We start from the raw sequence: 12,832 nt of genomic DNA, 5'->3' as shown, positions 1-12,832 counted from the left end.
CGAACAGCATCCCGGGCACGGCCGCAACGGCGTTCGACCGGTCCGCAGCGTAGTACCTGGGGCACCACGCGTCAGCACGGTCCCAGCAGTACTGACCGAAATGGGCCGCACCAGTGGATTTGACCGACGAAGGACTCCCAACCTTCGCAATCCAGGTCTGCGGACGGCCCCATCCCGGTTCGTCAGCGGTTGCCGGTGCGGCCGGTCCGGCAGTGCTCGGGCCAGTCGCATCAGACGGCGAGGTCAGGCGGGTCGGCGGCGCAGCGTGACCCGCTGCCACCAGGTCACGCATCGCCAAGCCCACTCCAGGGGACCGTAGCCGAACCGCTTCAGCCACCAGCGGGAGAAGAGCCACTGGACGACGAGGATCGCGGTGGCCAGCAGCAGCATCCGATCGAACCCGGTGGACCGCGGGTAGAGCCCGATCCGCCAGGCCAATCACTGCGCTCGAAGATCAACCGATCGGCCAACAATTTCCGGCCGTTCGGCCAGGAGCACCGTTGCTGGGCCGCGCGGACCCGATCACGGGCAGCGCCGTCAGCTGGCGGCACCGACGATCATGATGCGGTCCGCTCCACCGGCTCGCGGTCGTGATCAGGAGGACTCGGCGGTGCGGCGCAGCAGCATCGTCGTCGCCGTCATGAGCGCGGCGGCGGAAATCGCTTGTGCGAGGACGAAGAACACCCAGGCGGCCGATGTCGACTCGGTCCCCCAGAAACCGCTGCCGAGGTAGGTGAACTGCGGACCGAGCAGCAGCGAACCGAGCAGGAACAGCAATTCCGGCGCGACGTAGGCCACGACCACCGAGGTGACGAAGGTCCGCTGCGCTTCGTCAGCACCTTCGGTCAGCACGGCGGCGACGCACAGACCTCCGATCGCGACCACCGGCAGCAGCGCCCCCAGCGCACCGATGCCCTCCATGATGGTGATGCTGCCGTAGTCGACGGGAATACCGGCGAACAGCAGGATGAACTGGACGGCGGCCGCGCCCAGCACGACGTAAGCGAGCGGGTGTCGGCTGGGCGGCACGATCCGCGTCGGGCGAGGCACACCGCGCCACGGCGCCAGCCGCATCGCGAGCACCACGGCGAAGATGCTCGCCGCGAAGAACTCCAGCCAAACCCAGACGTCCGCCGACTGGCGGATCGAACCGAGGGCGACCACGAGGACGTGGATCGCGCTCGCGGCGGCCAGCCCCGAACCGATCACGCCCAGCCCGCCGGTGCGCTCCATCAGTACGACCCCGGCGAACAGCACGGCCGATCGAAGCGCGAAGTACCCGATGCCGAGGAAGCTGGCAGCGACGATCATGTCGGTGGAGACGACCAACAGGGTCGCCGCGACCGCCACCGCCGCCGCGAAGAGCACCTTGGGACTGCTCAGCCAAGCCAGCTTGCCGACCCGGCTCCGCCAGTCCCGCTCGACCGGTGGCGGCTGCGATCGCCCGTGCGACCAGGCGAGCACCGCCGCCAGCCGCGCGGACAGGTTGCCGACATCCGACGAGCCGACCACCTCCCGCAACTCCCCGACCAGCGTGGCCAGCGGGACATCCGCGGCGTGCGCCGCCACCACGCTCAACGCGTGGGGCAGTCCCGCGCACAACGCGACCAGCTCATCCGCCGCCTGCTGCTCGGCCGCCGATCGATCCGCGCCCAGGCGGCGTTCGAGCAGTTCACGCGCCTCGCCGGGGTTGAGCGCGTCCAAGGTGAGCGAGCGGGCGCCCTCGGCGATCAGCCCGGTGAGCTGGCTGCGGCTGGTCACCACGACGAACGACGTCGAGCCGCCGGGCAGCAGCAGCCGCACCTGCTCGACGTCCTTGGCGTCGTCGAGCACCACGAGCACCCGCTTGGTCGCCAACAACGTGCGATACCGGGCGGCCTGGGCGGCCACATCCGACGGGATCTTGGTTTCTCCCAGCGCTTCCAGGAAACCCCGGAGCACATCGCCCGGTCGCACCGGCCAGCCGGAGGCCTCGGACCCCCGCAGGTTCACGTACAGCTGGCCGTCGGGGAACTGCTGCGCCACCTGGTTCGCCCAGTGCACCGCCAACGCGGTCTTGCCGATGCCGGGGGCCGCCTCGACGGCCGAGATCACCACCACGCGGGCGGCATCCCGCAGCATGGCGTTCAACGCGGCCAATTCGTCCGCCTGACCGGCGAAGGAGCCAACGGCCGGTGGCAACTGCCACGGCACCACCGGCTCCTGGGCCTGGCCGCCGAAGTGGAGATCGCCGTGCACGGCGCCCACCTGCGCGACCGGACCGTTGACCGTGCCGCTCTGCTCGTTGCGAGTCCCCGACTCATCATCCACGAGCAGCCCACCCCCATCCACCAGGCCCGATATGACCTTTCCGAGTGATCTTAGCGCCTTCACCCGGACTGGTTCGGCGTTCCGCTGTGGCTGGTGGAAGCGGCGATCTCGCGCGAGATCGCCGCTTGCGATGGGGAAAAGACGGCGGTGTCGCGCGAAATCGCCCGGCTTCGCACGGCGATGACATGCACGGCGCCGGATGGCGAGCGGCGTCTCGTGGTGGACTCCGCGACCGGGCGTTGGGTCACCCGGCCAGCGTGTCGTGCGAGACCTGCCACAGCCGGGCAGCAGCCTCCGGGTCGAGTGCGTACTCCGCGACGCCGTGGCGGGTTCCCGGCTGGTGCGGCTCCGCCTCGTTGCAGTCCTCGAAGTACCGGCCGCCCACTGCGTCGAGCAGCTCGGAGGTCGCGACCAGAACGGACGTGGCGGCACCCTGTTCAGGCGTCTTCCACTTGACCGCACGCGAACCGCCGGACTGCGCGCGCATCCGATCCAGTTCCGCGTCGTCGACGTAGCGCTGGAGGTTGGTCCGGATTCCACCGGGCATCAACGCGTTGACGGTGATCCCGTCGTCGGCCCACCGCTTCGTCGCCGCCACGGCGAAGAGCACGTTCGCCGTCTTGGACTGCGCGTAGGCGGCCCACGGATCGTACGGGCGCTGCCGGAAGTGGATGTCGTCGAAGACGACCGGCGAGCGCAGGTGCGCGCTCGAACTCACCGACACGACGCGAGCGCCGTTCGCCGCGGCCAGTGCCCGGTGCAGTCCGGTGGTCAGCGCGAAGTGGCCGAGGTGGTTGGTGGCGAATTGCAGTTCCCAGCCCTCCGGCGTGCGCATCTCGGGAGACGCCATCACTCCGGCGTTGTTGACCAGGATGTGCAGCGGGCCGTCCCAACCGGCGACGAACAGCGCGACGGATGCCTGGTCGGCGAGATCCAGCTTCGAGGTGAAGACCTTGTCGTTGCCGGTGGTCGTGATGATGTCTTCGGCGGCGCGCTTGCCCGCGTCCAGATCCCGGACGGCCAGCGTTGTTTCCGCGCCCGCCGAAGCGAGCGCCCGAGCGGTCTCGATGCCGATCCCGGACGCCCCGCCGGTGACTATGACGCGGTTGCCGGTGAGATCGACACCGGCAATCACTTCGGCAGCGGTCGAGTCGACGTCGAACGGAGTGGCGATGGGTGTGTTCGCAGTCATGCTCTTCCTGTCGTGCGTTGCGTGGCGGCCCCAGGGGCCGCATTGGTTCGAGAAGAAACGGAGGGTCCTCCGTTCGCGATCCAATATAATCGGAGCACCCTCCGATTAGCAAGCTCGTACTCTTGAGACCTGCCATTCGGCCACGAGGCCGACCGGACCGAAGAGGAGGAGCCGTGGCGACCACCGGAGCCCGACGGCTGCGCGCCGACGCCCAGCGCAACCGCGACCGGCTGCTCGATGCCGCCGTGCGGCGGTTCTCCGAGAACGGTTTGGACGCGACGCTCGATGCGATCGCCAAGGACGCGGGCGTCGGCATCGGCACGCTCTACCGCCACTTCCCCACCCGGGACGCGCTCGTCGAGGCCGCCTACCGCAACGAACTGGCGAAGCTGTGCGACGCCGCGCCGGAACTGCTCGCGGCCATGCCGCCGGACCAGGCGATCCGGACCTGGATGGACCGCTTCGTCGACTACATGATGACCAAGCACGGCATGGCCGATGCGCTGCGCGCGGTCATCGCTTCCGGCGGAAACCCCTACGCGGAAAGCCGCGACCGAATGGTGGCGGCGATCGGGACGCTGCTGCGGGCCGGGATCGCGGCCGGAACCGTGCGGCCGGACATCGAAGCGGTCGACGTGCTGGTGAGCATCAGCGGTCTGTCCCTCGCGGCGGGTCAACCGGCGCAACGCGACCAAGCCCGCCGCCTGCTCGACCTGCTGATGGACGGCCTGCGCTACCGCGCGACGGGCGAGCCCGAGCACTGACCAGCGGACCCGGCACCGCGAAACCCGCCTCCACAATGGACAGCTGGCCGAGGCGTCGAAATTCGCTTTCGGAACAAAAGGACCGCGTGACACGATCTGGCCATGTCCGCATCTCGTGGTGAACTGCTGCGCTGGCAGTTCGATCTGACCTGGTCGTTGTTCGAGCTCCACTTGGAGCAGTTGCGGTCCGGGGACTTCCGGTGGGAGCCCGCCGCGCTCTGCTGGACGGTGCACCAGGATGCGGACGGGACGTGGGTGCCGGATTGGGCGGAGTCCGAGCCCGATCCGATCCCGGTGCCCACGATCGGCTGGATCACCTGGCACATCGGCTGGTGGTGGAGCGTCACCCTCGACCACGCGCAGGGCCGGACACCGCGCGACCGAACCGAGATCAGGTGGCCCGGCGACGGCACGGCGACCATCGAGTGGTTGCGCGGTCTTCGAGCGGAGTGGCTGGCGGTGCTGGATCGGCTCACCGATGCCGAACTGGACGCCACCGCACCGTTTCCGTGGCAGAACGACCCGGAGATGACGGTGACCCACATGATCGGCTGGGTGAATTCCGAACTGATGAAGAACGTCGCCGAGATCGGCCAACTCCGACTGCTGCGCGCCGCTGAGACTCGCGACTGATCGTCCTGGTAGGAAACAGGATTTCACTCACGGGCGGGCATCGGGCGAAGGCCGTCGACGGCGTAGCCGACCAGGCGCTCGGCCTGCTCCGGCGGTAGTTGTTCGCCAGCCCACGCGACGGCGTTGATGAGCGCGAACAGGTCGGTGGCCGGGACGTCCGGGCGGACGGCTCCCGCCTGCTGCGCGCGGGCGAGAACTCGTTCACCGGCCTGGATGAGCGCCTGGCAGGCTGCGTGGAGTTCGGAATTCTCATAGCCCAGGCCGCTCATCATCGATGCGGCAAGACCCCGGTAGGTGTTGGTGTGGGCCACCGCCGCGTGCGCCCAGGCGACCAGCGCTTCCAGCGGCGACGGGTGGTCCAGCAATTGCCCGGCTTTCTCCGCCAACGCCTCGACCTGTTCCCGCAGCAGCGCTTCCAACAGGGCGTGGCGGGTCGGGAAATGGCTGTAGAGCGTGCCGATCGCCACGCCCGCGCGCCGTGCGATGTCTTCCAGCGAAGCCTCCGTGCCGTGCTCGGCGAACGCCTCCCTCGTCGCACCTAGCAGCCGATCGCGGTTTCGGCGCGCGTCCGCGCGCATCCGCCGCTGCGGTGCATGCCCGTTGGCCATCAGCACCCTCCTTGCTAAGTCGAGGACACCTCATTATATTTCCCGAGGCTCCCTCATGTTAACTCCCTCGGAGGACCTCGTGGACGAAGCAACCAAGACCATCCTCGTGACGGGTGCGACCGGGCGACAGGGCGGTGCGACCGCCAGACACCTGCTGGCTGACGGCTGGCAGGTGCGCGCCCTCGTCCGCGCCATCGACCGACCCGACGTCCAGGCGCTGAGCGAGGCCGGTGTCGAATTGACCGTCGGCGATCTGGACGACCCCGATTCACTCGCGGCGGCCGCCGTCGGCGTGCACGGCGTCTTCGGCGTCACTCCGGATGGCGCGGATCTGGAACTGGAGGTCCAGCGCGGCCGCAGGCTCGCCGAAGCCGCCAGAACCGCAGGCGTCGCGCACTTCGTCTTCGCCTCGGTCGGCGGCGCGGATCGCGACGCCGACATCCCGTACTGGCGCAGCAAATGGCGGATCGAGCAGCACATCCACGAGCTGGACCTACCGGCGACGATCTTGCGCCCGGTCCGGTTCATGGAGAACCACACGATTCCGGGGCTCCCGCTGGGCGGCATCCGCGACGGCGTGCTCCTGCACCTGTTCGGGCCGGACGTCCCGGTGCAGCTGATCGCGGCCGACGACATCGGCGCCTTCGCGGCACTGGCGTTCGGCAATCCCGAGGAGCACATCGGCCGGGCGATCGAAATCGCCGGTGACGAACTGAGCTCCACCGAGACCGTCGCGCTGATCGGGCAGGCCATCGGCCGCGAGATCACCTACCAGCAGGTTCCGGGCGCGGCCTCGGGGCTCAGCGACCGGGCCGCCCGCGCATTCGCCACCGAGCGGATCTGGCGCGCCGACATCCCGGCCCTGCGGGAAATCCACCCGGACCTGCTGACCTTCCCCGACTGGTTGCGACGCGGCGGTGCGGCGCGCATCGAGGCGGTGATCATCGCAGCCGCCAACGAATAGGCCGAGCCCGGATTGCGGATCAGGGCTCGGTAATGCGGGCTCGCAAGTGAAAACCCTGGTTCTTACCGGAAAAGCCACTCACGAGCCTCAGCACCGGGTGCGCGACGCCCGGGACCGCTAGCGGGTCGAAGCGAGTTCGTCGATGAGTGCCGCGGCGGCCGTGACGTCGTCGGACAACGGGCGGTCCTCGGTATCCGGGTCGAGCACCTGACAGGCCCGCTGGTAGATCGCTTGGACCGGTTGCGCTGGACTCGGCGTGCTCCCGCGCAACCGGTGGGCGCGAACCGCGGCCACGAGTTCGCAGGCCAGTACGAGCCGATAGGCCGCTGCCGCGCGCTGGGACTGCTTGGCCGCCTGCGAGCTGAAACTCGCGTGCTCCTCGGCCCCTCTGGACAGCACGATGTGGCCCAGGGTTGCCGGGAACGCGGCGGCCCGCAGCTCGGCGAGGGCGGAACCGGCGCCGTATTCGAGCAGCATGATTCCCGAACTGCCCGCCGGGCCGGACGCGAGGAACGGGCGCAGCCCGGTCAGCTCCGGTTCGGTGAGCATCGACAGCCGCCCCGCCGACAGTTGCGCGGTGGACAGCACCGCCAACCGCAGCCGATCCAGGGCGAGGGCGAGCTGGGCGGTGTGGAACCCGCCGTGGTGGCGTACCGCGGCCTCGGTAGTGATCAGCGGATTCTCGCTGGCGGCGTTGAGTTCCACGGCCAGCACCGATTCGACGTCGGCCATCGCCTCCAACGCCGGACCGTGCACCTGGGGCAGGCACCGCAGCCCGAACGGGTCCTGCACGCGGCGGCCGGAAATCACCTCGCCGCCGAGCAACGCCAGCAGCTCGGCGGCGACCCGCGACGCACCGGTGTGCGGGCGCGCGTCGTGCACCTCCGGTGCGAACGGCTCGGTCGAGCCGTCGACGGCGAGCAGCGTCAGCGCGGCGACCCCGACCGCCACGTCCAGCAGCCCGCGCACCGCGTCCGCCGCCAGCGCCGCCTGGCCGATGGTCAGGGCATTGCTGCTGATCAGGGCGAGGGCGTCGCCATCCGCCACGGCGACCGGCCTCGGTGGTGGGCCGCTGCCCGCCCACCTGCCCTCGCCCGCGAGCGCGAGACCGAGTTCGGCGAGCGGTCCGAGATCGCCGGTGCCGACCGCGCCGTGCTCGTGCACCTCCGGGTAGGCCCCGGCGTTGAGCGCGGCCACCATCGCCTGAGCGATGGCGGGTTGCAGACCGGCACCGCCGCGCAGCACCTGGTTCACGCGGACCGCGAGCATCGCGCGCACGTCCCGTTCGGGCAGCGGGTTCCCGATCCCGCTGGCGTGGCTGCGCAGCAGCCGCATCCCGTGCGCCGCGTTCCCGACCACCGCCTCCGAATGGTTGGCGCCCACACCTGTGGTGCGCCCGTACACCGCTTGCTCCGGCACCTGCCGGGCCGCCCGCCAGCAGCGCTGGAGCCGATCCAGCCCAGTGGGCGAAATACCGACCGCGACGTGCCCATCCGCGATCCGTTGAACGTCCACAATGGTCAATCGGGTTCCGTCGAGGAGCACCACGTCGCCTCCGGCGAAGTCGCCGGGCAGTACCGGGGCCGCACCCTGAACCACGGTCATGACGCCTCCCGCCAAGCTCTAGACGACCACCTTCGAGGACTCCTCGGTGTCGTCGATGGGACGCAACTCGTCGGCGTAGGACACCGAAACGCGCCGGAGCACACCGCCGGTCACGGCGTACTGGCCCATCCGCCACAGCGGCGGGGAGTAGGCGTGGATCGACACGCTGTTGCGCGCCTTGCCGGTGAGCCGGTGGATGTGATCGGGCCCGAAGCCGAACACGTAGCCCGCCGGAACCTCGGTTTCCACGCTCGGCCGCTCCACCGCCAGGTTGTGCTCGACCAGCGCGCCCCGGGTGACCGCGACGGCGAAGGAGGAGATGTCGTGGTCGTGCCAGCCGGTGTCGTTCTCCGGCGTCCAGCACAGCAGCCAGACGTCGACGTGCGCGTCCCGGTGCAGTGACACGTAATGCCGCTTGTCGTCGCTGAAGGCGACGTGGTCCTGCCACAATTCGGGCCGACCCGCCAGATCCGCGACCAGTCCCCGCAGCTCGGCTTGGTCGAGATCACGACCGGGCAGCGTCTTCAGCGTGCAGTCGACGTGCACCTCGTGCACCCGACTCGCCCGCCTCGCAGGCACGGCGTCGACGACCAGCGGCGGTTCGGCGATCACGGCAGTCCTCCTTCTAAGTGTCTGTATTTGGTCTTGTATTTGAAGCGGCGCAGCCGCTTAGCCCACCCTCGAAACCGGCACCGCCGCGGGTTCTCAGACGTCGTCTCGGGAGGACAGCCTCGACGTCGTGTATCGGCATACATGAGTCGGGGATCCCGGAGCGAGACGGCGTCTGAGGTTCCGCTACCCGCACCGCCATGCAAAACGAGTTCAGAAACAGGCATTAACAACCGGCGGGGATTGGTACAGCGGATGGCTCTGGCGGCGGCGGCGCCCAGTCCTGGGTCGGTCGGGTCGGCGTAGGGCCGGTCGCTGCCGAGCACGACCGGGTCGATCCCCAGCACCCGGATCAGCGCGTCCAGACCGCGCGGCCCGTAGGACGAGGTGTCGACGAAGACGTTCGGATCGATGCGGTCGAAAACCCCGCCCCTGGCCACCAGGCGCTCGTGGTGCACGGGCGCCAATCCGGCCCCGGCGGCGAAGCAGATCCGCAATTCCGGGAGCAGCGCACGGCCCGCGGCGTGCCAGGCCCACCACGCCGCCTGCAGCTGCGCCACGTAGTCGACCACCGGCGGCCACCAGCCTGGCAAGCCTTCGGCGGTCGCTCTGCCGGGGTGCACCAGCACCGGTCGACCGCGCTGCTCGCACACCGCGAGGAGTGCGGCGATGCGGTCCAGATCGGCGGGAGTCCGCATGGCGTCGGCCGGGATCTGCAGGCCGACGCAGCCCATGTCCAGCGCATCCCGCACCTGTTCGGCATCGGGTTCCAGCACGTTGGCCGCGGCCCACGTGCGGAACGGCGGCGGCAACTCCAGCGCCCCGCGATGCCAGACGTCCAGCAGCGGCGCGGCCTGCTCCGGGGGCAGCCATTCAACGCCGAGCGGACTGGACAGCGACACGAGCGCGGCGGCCGTGCCACCATCGGTTTCCAGTGCCGCCCGCTTGGTCGGCTCGTGATCAGCCGGATCGACCTCGAAGGGCGGCTCGCCCGCCAGGTGCAGCGTCCAGCCGCGCAGCATCGGTGGATCCGCACGGACGCGCAGCGCCTCGACGAAGCCTTCGGGCCACAGGTGCTGGTGCACATCGATGATCGAGTCGGACAACACCACGTCCTTTGTGAAGCGGTTCAGTGAATGGCTTCAGTGAATCGCATCAGCGCGTTCTTGGTCAAGTGCCGAGTGCGCCGTTCCAACAGCTGGACTGGTCAACGCGCTAGGCTTTTCAGGTGCAACGCCGCAAGCGCCCCACGATCAAGGACATAGCGGCGGAGACGGGCCTCTCCCCCGCAGCGGTGTCCTATGCGCTCCGCGGCCTGCAAGTACCCCCGGAAACCCAGCAGCGGGTGCGCGACGCCGCCGACCGCCTCGGCTACGAGGCCGATCCGGTCGCCCGCGCCCTGGCCAGTGGCCGCACCGGCATGGTCGGAGTGCTCTGCAGCTCGCTGGAAGACCTCTGGCAGCAGAACTTCGCCACCACCCTCGGCAGGCGATTCCTCGCCGCGGACCGCAACACCCTGTTCATGGACTCCGCCGCCGACCCGGCGCGCGAAGCCCTGCTCACCAAGAACCTCCTCGACCAGCGGGTCGACGCGCTCGTCACGATCCCGGTGGACCCGACCTCCCAGCACTGGGCCGAAGCCGCCGAGCGCACCATGCTCGTCGCGATCGGCGATCCGCTGCCGGGTGCCGCCACCGCCGCCGAGGTGGTGTTCGACAACAGCCTGGGCGTCGCCGACGCGCTCAAGACGCTCAGCAACGCCGGGCATCGGGAGATCCTGGTGCTGACGCCGGGTCCGCGCCTGCTGCGGCAACGACCGGCGGAGAAGATAGTCCAGGACGTCGCGCGCGAGCTGGACATGGACCTGCACGTCATGGCCTGTCCGAACGATCTGACCGGCGCGGCCGAGACGGCGCACGCCGCACTCATCGGCACGCCGCGGCCCACCGCCGTGTTCTGCCTCACCGACTCGATGGCCTACGGCGTGTACGAGGCCGCCCGGGGCCTCGGACTGGCGGTCCCAGCCGATCTGTCGGTCCTCGGCTACGACGACCACCCGGTGTCCCGGCTGCTGACACCGGCGCTGTCCACCTACCGCTGGGATGTGCAGACGGTCGTCGACGCGGTGGTGGAACGCGTGCTCAAAGCGGTCGAGAAGAACCGGCGCAGCCGCCGGAAGCTGATCACACCGGAACCGAAGCACCGCGACTCGGTGACCGAACCGCACCGCTGAGCACCCGCGGTGCCAGTGCCCGGCGATTTCGCGCGAAATCGCCGCCCGCTCCCCACGGAGGCGCCGATTTCGCCGTGAAATCGGCAAAAACCGCCCCCGCTCAGTGGATGTCCGAAGGGCCCCAGTAGGCCCACATGCGCGCGATCCGGCATGCGTCGTTGATCTCGAACACATCCACCGAGTTGACGCTGCTGGTCTTCCCACCGATCGTCGCACTGACCACGATCGGCAACGCGACGAACGTGTCCTCGTGGCTTCCCCTGGGCTCGCCGGGTTCGACGCGGGACTGGTAGTTGTCGACGATGTTCCGGTAGTAGTCGCGCAGCGCGTCGTGGCCAGCGACTTTCCCGGTGCCGACCGGGTCCTCGATCACGGCGTCCGGTTCGAACAACTCCAGGATGCCCTCGACATCTCCGGCGGTGACTCGCTCGCAATAGGCGATCGCGACTTTCTTGCGCTCCTGCTCGCTGGGCATGCGGCGAGTCTCGCCGATCTTGATCACGAAACGGTCGCTTCGGTCGGGGACGTAATGCCCTAGATAGCCGACTGTTGCAGGCAGAACATGGAACGAGGTGTGATTTCCGCCGCCTGGAGGGTTTTGGAGTCGCGATGACGGGTGTTCGGGAACGGGTCGGCGCGCTGGACGAGTGGCCGCAGCTGAGGGTCGAGGACTGGACCGGCACCCGCGACACCCTGCACATGTGGACCCAGATCGTGGGCAAGATCCGGCTGGCGCAGGAGCCGATGGTCAACCACTGGTGGCAGGTTCCGCTGTACGTCTCGGCACGCGGCCTGACCACCTCGGTGATCCCCCATCGCGACGGTCAGTTCGACGTCGAGTTCGACTTCTGCGACCACCAGCTGCACATCCGATCCAGCAGCGGTGCACAGCGCCGCATCCGGCTGGAAGCGAAGCCGGTCGCGGAGTTCTACCGGGAAACCATGGCCGCGCTCCGCTCCCTCGGCTTGGAGGTCTCCATCTCGACCATGCCCCGGGAGGTCGAGCACGCCACCCCGTTCGAAGAAGACACCGAGCACGCCAGCTACGAGCCGGAAGACGCGCACCGGTTCTGGGGACAGCTGCTCGCGGCCAACCGGGTGATGACCGAGTTCCGGGCTCGGTTCAAGGGGAAGGTCAGCCCGGTGCACTTCTTCTGGGGCTCGATGGACTTGACGGTCACCCGGTTCTCCGGACGAACCGCACCACCGCATCCGGGCGACGCCCCCAACCTCGGGCACTGGGTCATGGTCGAGGCCTACACGCACGAGGTCAGCAGTTGCGGTTTCTGGCCGGGCGGCAGCGAAGAAGGAACCTTCTACTCCTACGCCTACCCGGAGCCCCCCGGGTACGCCCGGCACCCCGTGCAACCGGATGCCGCTTCCTACAACGCCGAGTTGGGCGAGTTCCTGCTGCCTTACCAGAACGTGCGCACCGCGCCGGACCCCGATCAGACCCTGCTGGCGTTCCTGCAGACCAGCTACGACGCGGCCGCCGAACACGGCGACTGGGACCGCCCCCTCCTGGAGGGCTGACCAGGCAGCTCGGCGTCTTCAGGTTTTCGGGCACGCGCGGCTGCTCGTGGTCGTAGCGCGCGCCCGGCATCCGGATCGTCGGACGCGCACGTGCTGGCGAGCAAAACGTCGTAGTCCGCCCGGTTTTTCCGGCATAGGCGCCGGTCATGCGGCCCCACTCGTCCCGGGGAAGGGTTTCGACCTCGTTCAACGCAGGCGAGGTCCTGCACGGCATTGCCGCGGATCTCCGCCGGACCCCAGTTCTGGGTTCCGCGCACCCCGAAGCGGGCGGCGTCGATCTCACCGCGCCGGTAGGCGCTCCAAGCCTCGGCAGTAACGAGTCCTCGAAGTCCAGCGGCTGACCGCTGTGCTCACATCGGCCCAGAAGGCTTGGCAGGTCGA

At 69.2% G+C, this 12,832-nt stretch carries 14 protein-coding genes; 5 read left to right on the top strand and 9 right to left on the bottom strand.

Going from position 1 to position 12,832, the window contains the following annotated elements:
• Window positions 1-243: 243 nt before the first annotated feature.
• From ACTWQN_RS11550 to ACTWQN_RS11535, 4 genes are all read right to left on the bottom strand, one after another.
• Window positions 244-438: a DUF418 domain-containing protein gene (locus ACTWQN_RS11550; protein ID WP_443203392.1), complete on the bottom strand. Its 195-nt coding sequence runs from the start codon at window positions 436-438 to the stop codon at window positions 244-246.
• A gap of 156 nt (window positions 439-594) precedes the next feature.
• On the bottom strand, window positions 595-2,310 hold the full coding sequence (locus ACTWQN_RS11545) for an NB-ARC domain-containing protein (RefSeq protein WP_443203391.1): 1,716 nt from the start codon (window positions 2,308-2,310) through the stop codon (window positions 595-597).
• A gap of 59 nt (window positions 2,311-2,369) precedes the next feature.
• Window positions 2,370-2,558 carry a hypothetical protein gene (locus tag ACTWQN_RS11540; protein WP_443203390.1) on the bottom strand — a complete coding sequence of 63 codons (189 nt, stop codon included), beginning with the start codon at window positions 2,556-2,558 and terminating at the stop codon, window positions 2,370-2,372.
• Window positions 2,555-3,502, bottom strand: coding sequence for an SDR family NAD(P)-dependent oxidoreductase (locus ACTWQN_RS11535; protein WP_443203389.1), 948 nt, complete (start codon window positions 3,500-3,502; stop codon window positions 2,555-2,557). Before ACTWQN_RS11535 ends, ACTWQN_RS11540 begins: the two co-directional genes overlap by 4 nt.
• Window positions 3,503-3,675: 173 nt before the next feature.
• Between ACTWQN_RS11535 and ACTWQN_RS11530 the strand changes: the two genes are divergently transcribed.
• Complete coding sequence (locus tag ACTWQN_RS11530) at window positions 3,676-4,266, top strand: TetR/AcrR family transcriptional regulator (protein WP_443203388.1); 591 nt, start codon at window positions 3,676-3,678, stop codon at window positions 4,264-4,266.
• Between the two features lie 102 nt (window positions 4,267-4,368).
• Window positions 4,369-4,899: a DinB family protein gene (locus ACTWQN_RS11525; protein ID WP_443203387.1), complete on the top strand. Its 531-nt coding sequence runs from the start codon at window positions 4,369-4,371 to the stop codon at window positions 4,897-4,899.
• A gap of 23 nt (window positions 4,900-4,922) precedes the next feature.
• Here the strand turns inward: ACTWQN_RS11525 and ACTWQN_RS11520 are convergent, their stop codons facing one another.
• Entirely contained in the window at window positions 4,923-5,507 is a 585-nt protein-coding gene (locus tag ACTWQN_RS11520; protein WP_443203386.1) for a TetR/AcrR family transcriptional regulator, read from the bottom strand.
• A 79-nt stretch (window positions 5,508-5,586) separates the two neighbouring features.
• Here ACTWQN_RS11520 and ACTWQN_RS11515 point away from each other — a divergent pair, with 79 nt between their 5' ends.
• Window positions 5,587-6,471 carry an NmrA/HSCARG family protein gene (locus ACTWQN_RS11515; RefSeq protein WP_443203385.1) on the top strand — a complete coding sequence of 295 codons (885 nt, stop codon included), beginning with the start codon at window positions 5,587-5,589 and terminating at the stop codon, window positions 6,469-6,471.
• A 117-nt stretch (window positions 6,472-6,588) separates the two neighbouring features.
• Here the strand turns inward: ACTWQN_RS11515 and ACTWQN_RS11510 are convergent, their stop codons facing one another.
• From ACTWQN_RS11510 to ACTWQN_RS11500, 3 genes are read right to left on the bottom strand one after another with little or no spacing between them, the layout of a single operon-like run.
• On the bottom strand, window positions 6,589-8,076 hold the full coding sequence (locus ACTWQN_RS11510) for an aromatic amino acid ammonia-lyase (protein WP_443203384.1): 1,488 nt from the start codon (window positions 8,074-8,076) through the stop codon (window positions 6,589-6,591).
• 18 nt (window positions 8,077-8,094) lie between these two features.
• Window positions 8,095-8,688, bottom strand: coding sequence for a cysteine dioxygenase (locus tag ACTWQN_RS11505; RefSeq protein WP_443203383.1), 594 nt, complete (start codon window positions 8,686-8,688; stop codon window positions 8,095-8,097).
• Window positions 8,685-9,791 (bottom strand): amidohydrolase family protein, encoded by a 1,107-nt coding sequence (locus ACTWQN_RS11500; protein ID WP_443203382.1) that lies wholly within the window; start codon window positions 9,789-9,791, stop codon window positions 8,685-8,687. The genes ACTWQN_RS11505 and ACTWQN_RS11500 overlap by 4 nt, the downstream gene beginning before the upstream one ends.
• Before the next feature lie 122 nt (window positions 9,792-9,913).
• Here ACTWQN_RS11500 and ACTWQN_RS11495 point away from each other — a divergent pair, with 122 nt between their 5' ends.
• A complete protein-coding gene (locus ACTWQN_RS11495) occupies window positions 9,914-10,918 on the top strand; it encodes a LacI family DNA-binding transcriptional regulator (protein WP_443203381.1) in 1,005 nt (334 codons plus the stop codon).
• A 100-nt stretch (window positions 10,919-11,018) separates the two neighbouring features.
• Here ACTWQN_RS11495 and ACTWQN_RS11490 read toward each other — a convergent pair whose 3' ends face one another.
• The gene (locus ACTWQN_RS11490; RefSeq protein ID WP_443203380.1) at window positions 11,019-11,393 is read right to left on the bottom strand and encodes a nuclear transport factor 2 family protein; all 375 of its coding nucleotides are present in this window, start codon (window positions 11,391-11,393) and stop codon (window positions 11,019-11,021) included.
• Window positions 11,394-11,527: 134 nt separating this feature from the next.
• Between ACTWQN_RS11490 and ACTWQN_RS11485 the strand changes: the two genes are divergently transcribed.
• Entirely contained in the window at window positions 11,528-12,451 is a 924-nt protein-coding gene (locus ACTWQN_RS11485; protein ID WP_443203379.1) for a DUF5996 family protein, read from the top strand.
• Window positions 12,452-12,832 lie beyond the last annotated feature (381 nt).

This window comes from Saccharopolyspora antiqui (genome assembly GCF_052246905.1).
Classification (GTDB): domain Bacteria; phylum Actinomycetota; class Actinomycetes; order Mycobacteriales; family Pseudonocardiaceae; genus Saccharopolyspora.
The sequence above is the reverse complement of the archived record's forward strand: the minus strand, read 5'-3'. Positions and strand labels throughout refer to the sequence as shown.